This is a genomic window from Dyadobacter luticola (assembly GCF_005860805.1).
In the GTDB taxonomy this organism is placed as follows: Bacteria; Bacteroidota; Bacteroidia; order Cytophagales; family Spirosomataceae; genus Dyadobacter; species Dyadobacter luticola.
The window spans coordinates 978,969-996,568 of the sequence record NZ_VCEJ01000004.1; the positions used below are offsets into that span (position 1 = coordinate 978,969).

Sequence of the window (17,600 nt, forward strand, 5' to 3'; positions counted from 1 at the left end):
TTATTGATTGGTATTAAAAACTTTTCAGGCGCCAAACTTCCATTTCAGCCGTAGCGAAGCATTGCGGCCCATATCATCGGCGTAGTACCGGAAACGGTTGAGGTAATCACGGTAAACCGTATTAAAAAGGTTCTGCACGCTGATCCCGATTTCAAGCTGCTGTTTTTCAGAAACTTTCAGGGAGGTTCCGGCCTGAATGTTCCAAAGTGAATAAGCCTTCGGCGGGGCCAAAAAATCACTGTTTGGTGGTACACGTTTTTGCTGGGCGACATATAAATTGCCTATCGACAAAAATGTATCGTGCAATTTTCCACGATCCGATAATGCGTATTTAAGTTGATTATCAAGTCTGTTTGGCGGTATCATTACCAGGTAAGCATCATTCCGCTGGTCGTAAACCCGCAAATAGCTCAGCTTGCTGGTGGCCGTAATGTTCTTCACAAATTCCCAGCTTCCCGAGAGATCGATTCCTTTGAAAGAGGCGTCGGTTTGGGTGTATTTAAAATAAGGAAATGCGCCGCGGACGGTCAGTATCGGCTCTGGCTGGGGTTTGAGATAAATAAAATCAGAAATGTAATTGTAGTAGCCGCCCAATTCCACCGACCAGCGGGCATCCGCATACTTAATGCTTCCGATGGTGTTGATCGCCTTTTCCGATTTCAGGCTTGCATCGCCTTTTTCGTAAGCCGCCGCGCCGTGGTGCACGCCGTCGCTGAAAAGCTCGCTCACATTCGGCGCACGCCAGGCAGTTCCTGCATTTAATCTTACGGAAAAATGGTCGGAGAAATTCCGGGTAGCGCCGACTGTTCCGGAGAAATTTGCGAATTGGAAAGTATTGGCCACTTTTTGGCGGCTTACGATCCGGTAGGTTTTCAATGTCCGATAATCGTACCGGATGCCTGCTTCCAGTTCCCAGCCATTTTTCACATACCGCTCGATCCAGAATAATCCGATGTTGAACTGGTTGAAATTCGGTATCAGCGGACGGCCGCTCATTAAATTATATTGGTATAATGTGCTCACGCCCAGCTGTCCCGCAATTTTTCCTGCAATCGGCTTGTGGTCCCAGACCACATCATTGGTCAATGTGGTGAGTTTAAATGTCAGCTCGGGGTGGTTGAGCGCCGCCAAAGAATCGTTTCTCGGGCGGTGTAAATCAAACTCATTCCGGTCGTTGATTTGCCGCGCAATCGTCCACTGAAAACGGTTGCCATTCTGGAAATGATAATGTGTTTCCGCTTTAAAAAGATCGTGGGTCACATTCTGGTTAGGCCGCCCGATATTATAGCTGAAACCCGATTTTACAAAAGGTTCGCCATTTTTGATCACATTCAAAAGGTCGGTCACGCTGCCGATGTGCGAGCCGGAGAAGATGCCGATTTTTGTATCAAATCGACTGTAAAAGAGATCGATACCAAGTCCGCCGCGACGGTAACCTGCCGCCAGCGAAAAGTTTTTCTCGCTGATTCCGGTGTTGTCCAGAAAATAATTCGGTGTACGAATGTTGCCGCCGCGCTTGATCGTCCCCTGCGCGCGCCAGCCAAAACCTTTAAAGCCAGTAATCCCGCCCTGCACCGTCCCGGACAAAACTCCCTGCCGGCCATTTGAAAACCCGACCGCATTCGCCTCACCGCTAATCCCTTTATTAAATGGTAATTCCTCCGGCTCGACCAAAATCACCCCGCCAATCGCATCCGAGCCATATCTGACGCCCGCCGCACCTTTCACCACCGAAAGCCGCGTCGCGATAAACGGGTCAATTTCAGGCGCATGTTCCGAGCCCCACTGCTGGCCTTCCTGCCGCACGCCATTGTTCATGATCAGGATCCGGTTACTATGCAGGCCGTGAATGACGGGTTTTGAGATCGAGGAGCCGGTTTGTAAAGTGGTTACGCCGGTCAATCCTTTCAAGCTTTCCCCCAGGTTTTGCCCGCGGGTTTGTTCCAGATCATTGCCGGATAATGTGGTCAAGGGCTGGGATGAAGGTGCTTCGCTGCGGTGGGCGGTGATTTCGACATCTTTTAAATGTACCTCCTGCTCCTCCAAATTGAAGTTTTCCTCGTGGCCTGCCGTCAGATCGATTTTTTGCCGGTAAGGCTGGTAGCCGACAATCCTGCATTCCAATGTGTAAGATCCCGGGCAGAGATTTCGCAGTTCATACCGACCATTTGGATCGGTAAAAACGCCGGTATTTTGTCCCAAGATTAAAACCGTCGCGCCTACCACCGGCTGCCCGGTGTGCGTATCCTTCACCAATCCCTTCACAAAACATCCGCATTCCGTTTTCTGGGCGAATGATTTGTTGATGATCAGCACGAGGAGGAGACTTAGAAAAACACGGTTCATTGAAAAAATGGTATTGGCCTGGGTTGTAACTGAAAATCGTTTTTGATACAACGTTGCAAAAGTACGGTCAATGCAACTATGTTGCAACTAAAATTTTCAACTATTTCCGCATTTTTTCGGCCCGATATACGCAGGATTGTAAATTTGCACCCGATTACTTGCCTCCCCGAACGTTGTCTGAACTGCTTTTTGCCAAAATCCTCTTAATGCCGCCGCTCATCGCCGGCGTAACACTCGCTGTCAGAAAATGGGGAGAAGGCCTCGGCGGCTGGATTGGCGGATTTCCCTGGGTAGCAGGGCCTATCTCGTTTTTTATCGCGCTGGAACATGGCGCAGCATTCGCTGCGTCGACGGTAACTTCGGCATTGCTGGGCTCTATCGGGACAATTTTATTCGCGATCGTTTACTCCGTCGTTTCCACCCGACTTACCTGGCTGCCGACCGTCATCATCAGTTATGCCGTGTATTTTGCAATTGCGCTGCTTTCTTTGGGGAGGGACGTATCCTTGCCGGTAGCAGCCTGCCTGAATGTTGCAGTATTGACTGCAGTCTTATATTTTTTTCCAAAACCAAAAGGCACCGCGGACGCCAGAAAACAGCCGATTTATGACATTCCGCTGAGAATGTTAGTATCCACATTTTTTGTGGTGCTGCTCACCCAGGCCGCAGATTACCTCGGCCCGACTTGGAGCGGTATCCTCACGCCTTTCCCGATCATGACTTCCACGCTGGCGGTTTTTACTCACGCCCAGCAAGGCTCAGCCGCTGCAACGCGGATTTTGTACGGGTTAATGTTGGCCGGATATGGCTTTGTAGCTTTCTTGATTGGCGTCGCCTGGATTGTGCCCGAAATGTCGATTGGGCTGGCTTACAGCATTTTGGTGGTGAGTACCATGCTGGTCAATGGGGTGACAATCAGGCTGATCCGCTAGGCAAACCAGCCTGAAATCGCATTTTAAACTCTTTCCAATTTTACCGGATAAGTCTTTTTCGCATTCCACTGGCACACGTAAATGTTATGCTCATTGTCGATGCAAACGTCGTGGCAGTGCATGAAAATGGGCTTATCCTGCACCATCAGCTGCAATTTTCCATCGCGGTATTCCGGAGCGGTACCTCCCGGATTTGAAATTACTTTATTGTTTTTATCAATGATGGTCACAAAACCTGAATCCGGCGTCTGGTTCAGGTAGCGCAGCCGCGACCAGCACACGCCAGCGTACAAAGTATCTTCTTTGAAAACCGGGCGGCAGACAAATGCGCCGGGCAAAAACAAAGTGCTCAGGTACTTACCGTCCAAAGTAAATTTCTTAAAAGCATTGTGCACCCGCGAAGTGATCAGCAATGCTGGATTGGCCTTGTCGCGGTAGTCGATGGTGATACCGTGCGCGGTAGAAAACTGCGCGTCGCCGTCGCCGGGACCGCCGAATTTGTCAATAAATTCCCCTTTTTGATTGTATCGCAAAATCCACTGCGAGCCGTAGCCGTCGGCAATGTAAATGGTACCATCCGGACCGATCGCGGTTTCAGTAGGTTTGAATGCGTCGCCTTCTTTGTAAGCGCCCACTTTGGAAGGATGCTCGATCGTCATCAATATTTTTCCTTTCAGGTCTGTTTTAAAAACCTTCCCAATGTTAGGATCGCAGATAAAAAGAAATTCTTCGCCGTTTGCATTCCATAATGTTAATCCATGGCCGCCGGGAAATTCGTGTCCCCAGCTTTCGAGCAGCTTGCCGGAGCGGTCGTAGATCAGAATGTTGTTTTTGATTTCATCACCGACCATGATCAGCCTTCCCTTGCTGTCCTGCACCATTTCGTGGCAGTTATTGATCGGAAATTGGGAAGAATCCAGGTTACCCCAGCCTTGGTGCACCTTGTATTTATGCGAGCCGTGGCCGATTATTTCGCCGTCCACTTTGGGTTTGGCGTGTAAGATATAAAAAGGCTTGAATGTCAAAGCCGCGGCGGCTACTGCGGTGATTTTACCGAATTCGCGGCGTGATTGGGTTTCGGGCATGGTTTAGTCTTTTTCTGAAGAAAGACCGCACGCCTGTTTTCTTACTATACCGAAAATTCTGATTTGCCCTAGCTCGCCGAATAACGTTTTCCATACCGGTTGAGCCAGTCCATCAGGCGGTTTACATCCTGCATTTTGAAAAGTTCGCTGCCAGCATTCATCGTGGCGGCAGTACCGCAGGCCACGCCCATTCTTACAGCTTCGCGGTAGGATTTTCCCTGAGATAATGTCCAGATAATGCCGGCCAACATACTATCACCGGCGCCTACCGTACTTTTTGGCTGCACGGGTGGCGCAGGAATGTGCTCTACCTGGTCTTCGGTGACGAGCATCGCGCCCATCGCCCCCATGGATACGATCACGATTTCACATTGCCCGCGGATGATCAATGCCCTCGCCGCATCGTCCACTTCGTCCAGTTCCAGTTTATCCACACCCACCAGCTCGCTGAGCTCGGTAATGTTTGGTTTTAGCAAATAAACACCGGCCTCGGTAGCGTGGCGAAGCGCGTCGCCAGAGGTATCTGCTATAAACTTTGCGCCTTGTTTATGGGCTATGCGTGCAATCTGTCCGTAAAAATCATCGGGTACGCCAGGCGGCAAGCTTCCGCTGGCAATGATGTAGGAAGGTTTCGGATCGAGTTCTTCCATCGTTTCCAGTATCGACCTTACTTCCGTCGGCATCATTTCGGTGCCGGGCATTCCGAAACGGTATTGAAAACCGGTGCTGGTTTCGAGCACGTGAAAATTTTCTCGCGTCCACTGTTTGGTTTCGATCACCATCGTTTCCACGCCCTCGCTTTTTACGAGCTTGTGCAAACGCTGACCAGTCGGCCCTCCGATGGTGAAAATCGCGATCGGGTTGCCTCCAAGGCGATGAACTGCCTTGGCTACATTGATACCCCCGCCTCCTGCTTCGAAGTTTGGCGTGTCGCATCGCAGCTTGTTATCAGGAACAATGCGGGAGACATTCGAGCTTTTGTCAAGCGCAGGATTGATTGTAAGTGTTACAATTGGTCCGGTGGCCATAGGAGTTGGTGAGTTATTTTATGCGAATAAAACAAAAAAAGCCCCGCATTTCAACGAAACACGGGGCTTGACTAAAAATTTAAAACGGGTTATGCGACAGAACGCAGCAGCGACATCGACGATTTCTCGAATTTATCTTTGGCATAATCCAGCGACAGCGTAAAATCTTTCACGTCATTTTGAGACGGAAGATCAAACATAGCGTCGGTCATAATGGATTCGCAAATGGCGCGCAAACCACGGGCACCAAGTTTATAAGTCATCGCCTGGTCTACAATGTAGTCCAGCACGTCGTCTTCGAAATGCAGGGTGATGCCTTCCATCGCGAAAAGTTTGGCGTACTGTTTTACCAAAGCATTTTTCGGCTCGGTCAGGATCCGCTTCAATGTTTCGCGGTCCAGCGGATTCAAATGCGTCAGTACCGGCAAGCGACCGATTAATTCCGGTATCAGACCAAAAGATTTAAGATCCATCGCCGTCACATAGCGCATTAAATTTCCCTTATCAAAAATTTCAATGATGCGGTTATCGCCTGAGAAACCAATCGGACGGGTGTTAATCCTCTTTCCGATATGTCTTTCGATACCGTCAAATGCGCCTCCGCAAATGAAAAGAATGTTTTCGGTATTCAAGGTGATCATTTTCTGATCGGGGTGCTTGCGGCCTCCCTGTGGCGGAACATTCACGATAGAACCTTCCAGCAATTTCAAAAGCGCCTGCTGCACACCCTCACCGCTCACATCGCGGGTAATCGAAGGGTTATCCGACTTACGGGCGATTTTATCAATCTCATCAATATAAACAATCCCTCTTTCCGCGGCTTCCACATTATAATCCGCAGCTTGGAGCAATCTTGTCAAAATCGTTTCCACGTCCTCACCCACATATCCGGCCTCGGTCACCACCGTCGCATCCGCCACGCAAAAAGGTACCTGCAAAATGCGCGCGATGGATTTTGCCAGATACGTTTTACCGGTACCGGTTTCACCCACCATGATAATGTTCGATTTTTCAATCGTCACATCGTCTTCGGTCGGCGCCTGATTCAATCTTTTGTAATGATTATAAACCGCCACGGCGAGAGAACGCTTGGCTTCATCCTGCCCGATCACATATTGTTCAAGAAAATGCTTGATTTCGGTAGGAGGGATGGGTTTCAGCTTGGGGAGCTTATTCTTTTTTTCTTTTTTATCTTCTTTTGGGCCAAGTTCTTCAGTGATAACCTGGTGCCCCTGTGCAATGCAGTGATTACAAATGTGAGCGTCAATCCCGGAGAGTAATAAATCAACCTCGTTTTTCTTACGTCCGCAAAACGAACAACTTACTTGTGCCATTGATATCTGTTGACTTAATGATCGTTCCGGTTACAAATCCGGACTCTGGTAAAAAACAACCTGCAAGACCCGATAACACGCGGACAGATTTTATTGTTTCAAAATCCGGCGTATTAATTCTAGGTCAAGTCCCGCAAATTTCCGGTTTTTTAATGGGGTTACCAAATGACCGGCTGGCTATGAAACGAAAAGCGCCCGCACAAATTTGCTGTGCAGGCGCTTTCACAATGAATGCATTAAGATTATTTGTCTCTCGTCAACACTTCGTCGATAAGACCATATTCTTTTGCTTCGGTGGCTTTCAACCATTTGTCACGGTCCGAATCCAGGCCAATTTGCTCGGCAGTCTGGCCAGTGTGATGCGCCAGAATTTCGTACAGTTCATGACGCAGTTTCACGATTTCGCGGGTCGTGATCTCGATATCGACCGAAGTACCCTGCGCACCGCCGGAAGGCTGGTGGATCATTACTCTTGCGTGCGGAAGGGCCGAACGTTTTCCGGCAGCGCCGCCTGCCAGCAACACAGCTCCCATCGAAGCCGCAAGACTCGTACATACCGTCGCTACGTCGGGACGTACATATTGCATGGTATCATAAATTCCCAAACCTGCATATACAGAACCGCCGGGGCTGTTGATGTACATCAGGATATCTTTCTTAGGATCAGCCGATTCGAGGAAGAGGAGCTGGGCAACAATGATGTTGGCAATGTTGTCATCCACACCGGTTCCCATAAAAATAATGCGGTCGGCCATCAAACGTGAAAAAACGTCCACTTCACGGAAGTTCATCGGGCGCTCTTCGATCACCGAGCGGGTCATGTTTTCAACAGTATGGTTTACATAACCGTCAACCGTAAGACCGTTCATACCTAAGTGGTGGACGGCGTATTTTCTAAATTCATTTCCGTGATTCATCGAAAAAATAATTTTTAATTTACAATAGTTAAAGGGCAACTGAGTCCAAAAGCAAATTTGACTATTTCACCGAATAATCCTTGTCAATATCGGCGACAATTTATCGAAAAATGCGACAGTCAGCCGCCATGATAAAAGATTACATTGCAGCATAAAAAAGTTATACCACCCGCTATAATCGGACATTATGAACGTAACATCCAATTTATCAGAAAAAATAAGACAGATCAGGCTGCAAAAAGGCCTTTCTCAGGAAAATATGGCAGACATGCTCGGACTGTCCACGACAGCTTACGGGGATATTGAACGCGGCCGCACGGAGCTTTCGGTTTCGCGGCTGGAAAATGTGGCGAAGCTGCTGGACGTACCGCTACCCGAATTGCTAGGCATTGATGTGTCAATGTCCGAAACGGAGTGGCTACGCCAGGAAAATACCCGCATACTCGCTGAGAATCGCCGGCTTCAAAATGAAGTGGATCAATTGAAAATTAAATTCAGGCAGCTCTTCGGGGAAGGTGTGTTGCGCATTGAAGAGGAGCGCCCGCGTATTGGATTTAAATAAAAAACACCGCCCTGGAAATCCAGGACGGTGTCAAATTTATTTTTTAAAAACCGCTTATTCAGCTGCCACTTCTTCGCCTTTCGCAAGTTTCTCAAATTCATTTACTTCAATCGTCTGCTCGTCGGTAGTAACCTGGCTGCGGATAATGTCAAGTACCTTATTGTCAAACACCTGGTTGAAAATGCTGGTGTAGTTATCACGCTCTTTGTCGGCCAGGTAACCTTGTGCTACGCGGTCGATGGTTTCCTTCATGCTCTCGTCGTCGCCGTAGATACCGAACTGACCTTTTACCATTTCACGGGTAAATGCCAGTATTTCAGGATATTCTACTTTTACACCTTCGCGGTCGGCGATTTTATTTTTGATCAGGCTCAGCTTCAATGATTTCTGGAAATCTTCAAACTGCTCCTCGATTTGCTCGCGGGTAAATTTGCCTTCGTTGGTACGTTCCAGCCAGTCTTTCAAAAAGTCGCCCGGAAGTTCGATCGCAATGTTGTCCAGCAATGCAGTTTCAATATCGCGGCGTAGCAATGCTTCTGTTTCGCGCTCGTAGTTTCCTTTGATGATTTCGAGTACTTTCTCGTTGAACTGCTCTTCGCTTTCAACTTGTCCTGCACCCAAAACTTTATCAAAAAATTCTTGTGTCAAAGCTGCTGGCGCAGTGCGTGTTACGTCTTCAACAACCAAAGTGAATTCACCGGAAACAGTTTCGATATCTTCTTTTTTCTTGCCGGTCACGTGCGCAATCGCCGACTCATCATTGAATGTATCCTGAATGTCAAAAACGATTACGTCGTCTTTTTTAACACCAATGAATTTCGAAAGTGCTTCTTCTTTAACCTGGTTGGTAGGGATGGCCGTGCGGGTCGTGAATTCGGTTGATTCCTGTTTCAGCTCTCCGTAGATCATATCCCCGGCTTCGCTTACTTCCGGGTGCACGCTGTCTGCGAATCTTTCACGCAGGCTGTCCAGCGTTTTGGTCAATTCCGCATCGTCCACATTAATGGTGTAGCGTTTTACGGCAGGAAGCTCGCTCAGGTTTACTTCAAAATCAGAAGCAACACCCAAATCATAGCTGAACTCAAATGCGCTGGGGCTGTCCCAGTTTACTTCGGCCGCTTTTTCACGGTCAGGGACTGGATCGCCCACCACCTGCAATTTATTTTCTCTGATATAGTTGCTTACGGCGTTGCTCAAAAGGTTGTTCACCTCGTCGACGAGAATGCTCTTGCCATACATGCGCTGAATCACATGCGAAGGCACTTTGCCTGGACGAAAGCCTTTCAAATTCACTTTCTTCGCATAGTCCTTGATGGTTTTATCAACTTTTGGCTGATAATCTTCTTTGGACAACGTTACTTTGAGAGAGGCTAATGTAGGCGAACTTTTTTCTAATAAAACTTCCATGAGTCGCTTATGCTAATTGTAAATATCTGTGGATAAAACAAGAAAAAAATAAAAAATGCCCTCAAAACGAAGTCCTGAGGGCACTAGACGGGATTTAATACGGAGCACTTAAACTTTTTCGAGAATCTGACGCCCCGTCATTCCCTTTGTAATTCGTACGGGCGGAGGGAATCGAACCCCCACGCCTTGCGGCACTAGATCCTAAGTCTAGCACGTCTACCAGTTCCGCCACGCCCGCTTATTTCACCAATTATCGGCCTTCCGTCGAATTGGAGTGCAAAGGTATTCTTTATTTTTATAGAGATGCAAATTTTTCGCCAAAATTTATCTTTAGGTTTGAGCTTATAGAGAAAGCTGTCAAAAATTTGTTATATTAGTGAAGCATACCAATACATATAGCAGTGGAGCAACTCGTTGAACCCCTCACCATTGATCTCGAGCAGGAGCGTAAGGATATCCTCAAAAAATACCGCAGGTTATTACGTACAGCAAAACCTTTTTTGAAGGATAATGATGCCAAATTAATCAAGAAAGCCTTTTACACTTCCGTGGACGCGCATAAAGACATGCGGCGGCGCTCGGGAGAACCCTATATTTATCACCCGCTGGCCGTCGCGCAGATTGTCGTGGAAGAGATCGGTCTCGGAACTACCGGCATCGTGGCGGCTTTGCTGCATGATGTCGTGGAGGATACCGATATGCGTATCGAGGACATTGAGCGGCTTTTTGGAAAAAAGGTCGCCAAGATCATTGACGGGCTGACCAAAATCTCCGGCCACTTCGAGCATGGTACGTCGCAGCAAGCCGAGAATTTCAGGAAAATGCTGCTCACATTGTCGGACGATGTGCGCGTGATCCTCGTGAAACTCGCCGACAGGCTGCATAATATGCGGACACTCGACAGCATGCCGCGCGACAAGCAGCTGAAAATCGCTTCGGAAACCATTTTTATCTATGCTCCGCTGGCCCATAGGCTAGGACTTTACAGCATTAAGTCGGAGCTGGAAGAGTTGTATCTCAAATACACCGAGCCGCAGGATTACCGAGCCATCGCCCGGAAACTGAGAGAAACCAAAGGTATCCGTGACCGCTTCATCGCGAAGTTCATGGAGCCGATTGCGCAGGACCTCGAAGCGGCGGGTCTTAACTTCCTCTTGAAAGGTCGCCCCAAGTCGATTTATTCGATCTGGAATAAAATGCGCAAGCAGAATAAGCCTTTCGAAGAAATTTACGACTTGTTCGCAATCCGGATAGTACTGGAATCTACGGCTGAAAATGACCGGGAAAAAGCGATTTGCTGGCAGGCTTATTCTATTGTAACCGATCATTATAAGCCCAACCCGGACCGGCTGAAAGACTTTTTGAGTACCCCCCGCGCCAACGGTTACCAGTCTTTACACTCGACGGTGATGAGTAAAAGCGGGCAGTGGGTGGAAGTGCAGATCCGTACCACACGGATGGATGAAATTGCCGAAAAAGGTTACGCGGCGCACTGGAAGTATAAAGGCAACGATACCAAAGTCCGCGGCAACATTGAGCAGTGGATCACGCAGGTGCGCGAAACGTTGGAAAATGGTTATGGCGATAAAACGGCAGCGATCGAGTTTCTGGATGAGTTCAGGAGCAACCTTTTCAATGAGGAGGTTTTTGTTTTTACACCAAAAGGTGAACTGAAAGTATTGCAAAGCGGCGCTACTGCTTTGGATTTTGCTTTTGACATTCACTCCGAAGTAGGCGCACATTGTATGGCGGCGAAAGTCGGCGGGGTGCTGGTGCCGATCAGTTATGTGCTGAGCAATGGTGACCAGGTGGAGATTATCACTTCGGGAAAGCAGAAACCAAATGAGGATTGGCTGCGGATCGTGGTGACTTCCAAGGCTCGCGCCAGAATCAAGGATTTTCTCAAAGAGGATAACCGTCGCTATGAAACCGACGGAAAACAAATGGTTGAGAAAAAGCTGAAAATCCTGGGTATTGACCTCACGGCGGAGGTTGTGAATCAGCTTCGCGCATTTTTTGAATGTAAAACCGCAGCGGATTTTTTCTACCGGATCGGCAAGGGATACATTCAGCTGGATGAATTAAAACGGTTTAAAAGGGATAAAGAGGCAAAAGAAAGAAAAGCTTCGGATGCCGCGCACGTAAATACGCCACCGGCCGGCCCGACGAGTGACGGGAAGACATTAACGAAGTTTTTGAAACATATCCACGGCGACCGTGCAGACAGCGATACGCTGCTCATCGGTGACGATATGGATAAAATCGATTATAAGCTGGCGCCCTGCTGTAACCCGATCGCTGGTGATGACGTTTTTGGTTTTGTGACCATTAATGAAGGGATCAAAATCCACCGCACTACCTGCCCGAATGCTGCGGAACTGATGTCCAAGCATGGTAACCGCATCATCAAGGCAAAATGGGAGTCGAACAAAGATGAGGCGTTTCTGGCGGGCTTATATCTTTCCGGTACCGACCGCGTGGGGTTGGTGAATGATGTGACGCGGATCATTTCCAATGAGCTGCATATCAATATGCGGGGACTGACCATCGATACCAAAGACGGCGTTTTCAATGGTGATATCAAACTTTATGTGCAGGATACCAAGCACTTGGACATTCTGATCAATAAGCTGGAACAGGTGGAGGGCGTGTACAATGTGCAGCGTTTTGACACGAACCTGAGCGAGAAATAACCCGGTGAACGATTATCACAAGGGGTTGTTAGTGAATTTGAGGCGACCGGATCTACGTCGTAAAACTGCCAGAGAAACTGTGATTTAAGAAAAAAGCGTATTTTCGCGCAAGAATATCAGAGACATGCCACAAGCCAGCAAACCAAATTTCGAAGCCGCAAAAAAGATCCTGACGGCTTATCTGGAAAACAAGGGACTTCGCAAAACACCTGAGCGTTTTGCGATTTTAGAAGAAATTTATAATCGGGAAGATCATTTTGATGTAGATGAATTGTACATCAGCATGAAAAATAAGCGTTACCGGGTCAGCAGGGCCACCGTTTATAATACTTTGGATGTGCTCGTAGATTGTGACCTGGTTACGAAGCACCAGTTTGGCAAAAACCTGGCGCAGTTCGAAAAATCGTACGGCAACAAGCAGCACGATCACCTGATCTGCACCGATTGCCATAAAGTGATGGAATTTTGCGATCCGAGGATTCAGAGCATTCAGAATATGGTAGGTGAAATGTTGAATTTCAGCGTTTTACACCATTCTCTTATATTTTACGGAAACTGCACTAAGGAAAATTGCCAAAACCGCACCGAGGCGCGGGAAACCACTGCGGTTTTTGAAGACCGATAGCATATCAGCACCAGGCCCTCGCTTTTGGCAGGGCCGATCTTACACCATATTAGTTTCAGTAATCAAAAATTGAATGAAAGTTGACGTACTACTTGGTCTTCAATGGGGAGACGAGGGAAAAGGTAAAATTGTGGATGTTCTGGCACCACGGTATCAGGTTGTAGCCCGTTTTCAGGGAGGACCTAATGCAGGACACACGTTGGAATTCGACGGCATCAAGCATGTTCTGCACCAGATCCCGTCGGGAATTTTCCGGAGCGACATTCAGAATATCATTGGAAATGGCGTTGTGCTCGATCCGATCGTTTTCAAAAGAGAAATCGAAAATCTCGGAAAATATAACCTGGACCTGATCAGCAACTTATTTGTGTCCAAAAAGGCGTCTATCATCGTACCGACGCATGCTTTGCTCGACGCGGCTTACGAGCGTTCAAAAGGCGATTCCAAAATTGGTTCTACATTAAGAGGAATCGGCCCTGCTTACCAGGATAAAGTGGCGAGACTGGGCTTGCGCGTAGGAGACGTACTTTCTCCGAATTTTGCTGCCAAATACAAGAAACTCGTTGATGCTCATAAAGTTATCTTGGATTTCTATAACTACGATTATTCAGACGTCCTTCCTGAAAAAGAAGAGAATTTCTTTGCAGCGATCGACTTCATGAAGCAGTTTACGCTGGTGAACAGCGAATACATTATTAATGATGCATTGGCTCAAAGCAAAACCGTGCTGGCCGAAGGTGCGCAGGGGTCTTTGCTGGACATTGATTTTGGATCTTATCCCTTCGTGACGAGCTCGACTACGATGACGGCCGGCGCTTGTACGGGTCTGGGTATCGCTCCGCATCAGGTAGGTGAGGTTTTCGGGATTTTCAAAGCATACTGCACGCGTGTCGGCAGCGGGCCTTTCCCGACTGAATTACTGGAAGAAACCGGTGAAAAAATGCGTCAGGAAGGACGTGAATTTGGTGCTACTACCGGTCGCCCACGCCGCTGCGGCTGGCTAGATCTACCTGCATTGAAATATGCGATCATGATCAACGGTGTTACGCAGCTGATCATGATGAAAGTGGACGTACTCACAATTTTCGATTCGATCAAAGTCTGCACGAATTACCGCCTGCCAGACGGAACATTGACTGATCAGCTTCCATACGATTTGTGTGACGAATCTGTTGAGCCGGTTTACAAAGAATTCAAAGGCTGGCAGCAGTCGCTGGACGGTATCCATGATTTCGACGCGATTCCTGAGGAGCTTCTGGCTTACGTGAAATTCCTGGAAGAAGAATTGAAGTTGCCGATTACGTTTATTTCAACTGGTCCGGATAGAGAGGCATTGATTAGCAGAGAGGCGCCGGAGTTGTCTGTTTAAAGAAGTAGAGTTACTTATTTTGTCAGCCTGAGCGGAGTCGAAGGCAGGTTCAAGCCGGGTCGCTCGAACCTGCCTTCGACTCCGCTCAGGCTGACAATGTTTTATGTCAACAAATTCAGGGACACAATATTTTATAACAACAGACTCGGCGAGACAATGTTTCAAGCCAGCAAATTCAAAACATCTTCCCGGCTCAGGGACTTAATAAACCCTTCCTCATTCGAAATTAAATCATCCGCAAGCTGCTTTTTGGATCTCTGCAACGCCAGTATCTTCTCTTCTACCGAATTTTTGGTAATAAACTTATAGGTAAAAACGGTCCGGTCCTGCCCGATGCGGTGGGCGCGGTCTACGGCTTGCGCTTCGATGGCTGGGTTCCACCAGGGGTCGAGGATGAAAACGTAGTCGGCGGCGGTGAGGTTTAAGCCTAAACCTCCGGCTTTTAATGAAATCAGAAAAATCTTGATTTCTTCATTTTGCTGAAAAAATTCCACCTGCTCCTGACGATCACGGGTCGCGCCGTCGAGGTAGGCGAATTTGATGCCTTTTTCTTCCAGGTAATGTCGGAAAAGATCTAAATGTTTAATGTACTGACTGAAAATCAGGATTTTATGATCTTCGGCGATGACGGTCTGCATTTTGTGCAGCACATCTTCGAATTTTCCTGAGCCGTGCAGATATTCCGGATCCACCATAGAAGGATGGTTTGCCAGTTGCCGCAGTTTGGTCAAACCTTGCAATACCACCAGTTGCGATTTGGAAATTCCATCCGCGTCGATGCTTTGCAGGATCATGTTGCGGTAATATGCCTTGGCTTCCTCGTAAGCCTTTTCCTGCTCCTCGGTCATGTCACAATACTGAATGCTTTCCACTTTTTCGGGCAGATCCGTCGCCACCTGGGATTTCAATCTACGCAGGATAAAAGGCCTGATCAGGTTATAAAGCCGCTTGGTTTTATCCTCGTCGCCGCGTTTTTCAATCGGTATCTGAAATTCGTCCCGGAAAAATGACTGGCTTCCCAACAACCCAGGATTTACAAATGACATTTGCGACCATAAATCCAATGTATTATTCTCAATCGGCGTACCCGTCAGCACCAGCCGATGTGCCGAATTAAGCCTCCTGACAGCTTTTGTAATGATAGAAGACGGATTTTTGATCGCCTGAGATTCGTCCAGAATCACATAATTGAAGCGGTAACTTTCGATAATGTCAATGTCCAGGCGCACAATGCCGTACGAGGTCAGTACCAGATCGTACTGGTCAAATTGCGAGGTATCTTTTTCGCGATTTGTGCCGGTGTAAAGCAGCACTTTAATTTCCGGGGTGAATTTTTTAGCTTCGAGCTGCCAGTTGTACAGCAGCGAAGTGGGCATGATCAGCATGGAAGGCTGGTTGGTAGCTGCTTCTTTTTCCGATTGCAGCAGCGCGAGCGTCTGGATCGTTTTTCCCAAACCCATATCATCCGCCAGGCAGCCGCCGAGACGATATTGTTTCAGGAATTGCAGCCAGTCGTAACCTGTTTTCTGGTAAGGTCTTAATGTTCCTCCGAAATGTTGCGGAGGCGCCACCGGCTCGATCTGCTGGAAATTCCGCAGGTTTTCAAGTTTCCGGCTGATCACCGATGTTGCCAGATTTTCTTCATCCAACTCCTGGACGAGCGCCAAGTGATGCATTCTCAGACGCAACTCGTCTTCGTCGTGACCTTGTTCGGTAAAAGAAAAGAACTCCGAATATTTGGTGAACCACCATTCGGGTATCACCGCTACTTCACCATTTGGCAGGACAAATTCCCGCTTGCGGTTAAGAATGTAATTCCGAAGTTGAATAAAAGGGATTTCAAATTCCCCGAAACGAACTTTGGCATGAATGTCAAACCAGTCACGCTCTTCCTTGATAGAGATGTCCAGCGAAGAGTAACCCAGAAAGTAACGTTTGGTATCACTCGTGTTTTGCCTGACACTGATCCCGTTTTCGGCCAATATCTGCGCATTGCCCTGCAACCAGCCAAAAGCCTGCGACTTGGGCATTTGTACCTTCCCATTTCGCATGTTCAACCCCCAATCTTTCAGGAGGCGCACATTCTGGCTCTCGGTATCAATGTTTCTTTTGACTTTATTGAAAAAATAATCGTTACCCTTTTTCTCCATGTGCACGCTGGAAGGGTGCGCGAAACTGTCGTAATGAAAGGAAAAACCGGCGTAAAGAAATGACAGATCAAATGCGACATCATTGTCTTCATCTTCCATAATCGCCACATCCTCCGTATCCTGAAACAGCACCGGCGCTTTTTTGGGTGTGTTCAAATATTCGGAAATCGTGAGAACCGTTTTGGGCGAAGACGATACATTACGTATCTCAAAACCGCGCGCCACCACATCATAAGAAGCGATCAGCGGCGCTACGAAACGTCCGTAATATTGCTCCTCCATCGGGCCAGGGATCGCGATGAATTTTTTGGACAAAAAAGGCTTGATCTTTTTCCCGTCCACATTGCCTTCGAAATGATAAAGATGCCCTTCCACAACCAGCCAGGCAGGATCTTCGCAGACGAGAAAAGCATTTTTATATTGAAATTCAAGCTTCTGAAACTTGTGCCGGATTGAGGGAAAATAATGCGTGTTATCCTCATTTCTAATAAAATGAAAGCGGATCGTCGCTTTTTCTTCTTCCATCACCAGCGGTTTCCAAAGCGGATTTCCATCGCTGCCCATGATGAACATATCTTTTCCTGAAAGCCGGTCGAGAATGCGGGCTTTGCAATTTTCGAGATAGCCCGCAATCGCTTCCTGGATGGCCTTATCGCCTTTTTGCGGATCATAAACCCTCAGAAAAAAATCAACTGCATTCCACTTTTTGGTATTGAACTTCCGGAGGATTGCGTCCTGCTGAATGTCATCGATAAGCTTTACCAATTCGAAGTCGCGGGTATCCAGCCGGTTACGGAATTCCTTGATGTTCTTGGATGAAATGTTCTGGACCTGAAAAGTAAACTCCCCGTGGCTGTTGAGCTGCACCACGAATGACTCGAAAATGTACCCCAAATACTCGTGATTTAGAATTGAATAAACAATCTTAAAAGGCTCTGAGGGAGATACTTTCATGGACTTTGCTGATTGAAGGATTGTTGATGTAAAAGGAATAGAGCCCGTCGAAAGAAGCCATCCTTAGCATTCGGAAAACTTCAAATATAGGTTAAAAGGATCCAAAAAGAAAGGTGACTTCACCCCAAAATCTTCACCATATATCAAGCGGTTTCAGCCGCATTTTCTGGCATGGCCGCCGGATTTCAATCCCATCCG

Annotated in this window: 12 protein-coding genes and 1 tRNA gene; 5 read left to right on the forward strand and 8 right to left on the reverse strand. The window is 47.7% G+C overall.

Translation table 11 applies throughout. The features are described from left to right. Positions 1-24 precede the first annotated feature (24 nt). Positions 25-2,346, reverse strand: coding sequence for a TonB-dependent receptor (locus FEN17_RS14840; RefSeq protein WP_138366128.1), 2,322 nt, complete (start codon positions 2,344-2,346; stop codon positions 25-27). A 173-nt stretch (positions 2,347-2,519) separates the two neighbouring features. Between FEN17_RS14840 and FEN17_RS14845 the strand changes: the two genes are divergently transcribed. Beyond that, the gene (locus FEN17_RS14845) at positions 2,520-3,278 is read left to right on the forward strand and encodes a hypothetical protein (protein ID WP_229208823.1); all 759 of its coding nucleotides are present in this window, start codon (positions 2,520-2,522) and stop codon (positions 3,276-3,278) included. Positions 3,279-3,301: 23 nt separating this feature from the next. On the opposite strand, the gene FEN17_RS14850 is transcribed toward FEN17_RS14845, so the two are convergent. From FEN17_RS14850 to FEN17_RS14865, 4 genes are all read right to left on the reverse strand, one after another. Continuing rightward, positions 3,302-4,363 carry a 6-bladed beta-propeller gene (locus FEN17_RS14850; protein ID WP_138366129.1) on the reverse strand — a complete coding sequence of 354 codons (1,062 nt, stop codon included), beginning with the start codon at positions 4,361-4,363 and terminating at the stop codon, positions 3,302-3,304. A 68-nt stretch (positions 4,364-4,431) separates the two neighbouring features. Next, complete coding sequence (locus FEN17_RS14855) at positions 4,432-5,391, reverse strand: 1-phosphofructokinase family hexose kinase (RefSeq protein WP_138366130.1); 960 nt, start codon at positions 5,389-5,391, stop codon at positions 4,432-4,434. An 89-nt stretch (positions 5,392-5,480) separates the two neighbouring features. Beyond that, on the reverse strand, positions 5,481-6,725 hold the full coding sequence (gene clpX / locus FEN17_RS14860; RefSeq protein ID WP_138366131.1) for an ATP-dependent Clp protease ATP-binding subunit ClpX: 1,245 nt from the start codon (positions 6,723-6,725) through the stop codon (positions 5,481-5,483). 242 nt (positions 6,726-6,967) lie between these two features. Further along, a complete protein-coding gene (locus tag FEN17_RS14865; RefSeq protein ID WP_138366132.1) occupies positions 6,968-7,642 on the reverse strand; it encodes a ClpP family protease in 675 nt (224 codons plus the stop codon). 187 nt (positions 7,643-7,829) lie between these two features. Between FEN17_RS14865 and FEN17_RS14870 the strand changes: the two genes are divergently transcribed. After that, positions 7,830-8,204, forward strand: a complete 375-nt coding sequence (locus FEN17_RS14870) for a helix-turn-helix domain-containing protein (protein ID WP_138366133.1) — start codon at positions 7,830-7,832, stop codon at positions 8,202-8,204. Between the two features lie 54 nt (positions 8,205-8,258). On the opposite strand, the gene tig is transcribed toward FEN17_RS14870, so the two are convergent. Then, complete coding sequence (tig, locus tag FEN17_RS14875; protein WP_138366134.1) at positions 8,259-9,611, reverse strand: trigger factor; 1,353 nt, start codon at positions 9,609-9,611, stop codon at positions 8,259-8,261. 156 nt (positions 9,612-9,767) lie between these two features. Beyond that, a tRNA-Leu gene (locus FEN17_RS14880) sits at positions 9,768-9,849 on the reverse strand. A gap of 163 nt (positions 9,850-10,012) precedes the next feature. Between FEN17_RS14880 and FEN17_RS14885 the strand changes: the two genes are divergently transcribed. From FEN17_RS14885 to FEN17_RS14895, 3 genes are all read left to right on the forward strand, one after another. Then, positions 10,013-12,304 carry a RelA/SpoT family protein gene (locus FEN17_RS14885; RefSeq protein ID WP_138366135.1) on the forward strand — a complete coding sequence of 764 codons (2,292 nt, stop codon included), beginning with the start codon at positions 10,013-10,015 and terminating at the stop codon, positions 12,302-12,304. A 124-nt stretch (positions 12,305-12,428) separates the two neighbouring features. Then, entirely contained in the window at positions 12,429-12,929 is a 501-nt protein-coding gene (locus FEN17_RS14890) for a Fur family transcriptional regulator (RefSeq protein WP_138366136.1), read from the forward strand. A gap of 73 nt (positions 12,930-13,002) precedes the next feature. After that, positions 13,003-14,298 carry an adenylosuccinate synthase gene (locus FEN17_RS14895; RefSeq protein ID WP_138366137.1) on the forward strand — a complete coding sequence of 432 codons (1,296 nt, stop codon included), beginning with the start codon at positions 13,003-13,005 and terminating at the stop codon, positions 14,296-14,298. Between the two features lie 161 nt (positions 14,299-14,459). Here FEN17_RS14895 and FEN17_RS14900 read toward each other — a convergent pair whose 3' ends face one another. After that, positions 14,460-17,402, reverse strand: a complete 2,943-nt coding sequence (locus FEN17_RS14900; protein WP_138366138.1) for a DEAD/DEAH box helicase — start codon at positions 17,400-17,402, stop codon at positions 14,460-14,462. Positions 17,403-17,600 lie beyond the last annotated feature (198 nt).

Excerpts from the sequence above, each read along its gene's own strand:
- FEN17_RS14840 (WP_138366128.1), bottom strand. The coding sequence starts at position 2,346 with ATGAACCGTGTTTTTCTAAGTCTCCTCCTCGTGCTGATCATCAACAAA.
- FEN17_RS14850 (WP_138366129.1), bottom strand. The coding sequence starts at position 4,363 with ATGCCCGAAACCCAATCACGCCGCGAATTCGGTAAAATCACCGCAGTA.
- FEN17_RS14855 (WP_138366130.1), bottom strand. The coding sequence starts at position 5,391 with ATGGCCACCGGACCAATTGTAACACTTACAATCAATCCTGCGCTTGAC.
- clpX (WP_138366131.1), bottom strand. The coding sequence starts at position 6,725 with ATGGCACAAGTAAGTTGTTCGTTTTGCGGACGTAAGAAAAACGAGGTT.
- FEN17_RS14865 (WP_138366132.1), bottom strand. The coding sequence starts at position 7,642 with ATGAATCACGGAAATGAATTTAGAAAATACGCCGTCCACCACTTAGGT.
- FEN17_RS14870 (WP_138366133.1), top strand. The coding sequence starts at position 7,830 with ATGAACGTAACATCCAATTTATCAGAAAAAATAAGACAGATCAGGCTG.
- tig (WP_138366134.1), bottom strand. The coding sequence starts at position 9,611 with ATGGAAGTTTTATTAGAAAAAAGTTCGCCTACATTAGCCTCTCTCAAA.
- FEN17_RS14890 (WP_138366136.1), top strand. The coding sequence starts at position 12,429 with ATGCCACAAGCCAGCAAACCAAATTTCGAAGCCGCAAAAAAGATCCTG.
- FEN17_RS14895 (WP_138366137.1), top strand. The coding sequence starts at position 13,003 with ATGAAAGTTGACGTACTACTTGGTCTTCAATGGGGAGACGAGGGAAAA.
- FEN17_RS14900 (WP_138366138.1), bottom strand. The coding sequence starts at position 17,402 with ATGAAAGTATCTCCCTCAGAGCCTTTTAAGATTGTTTATTCAATTCTA.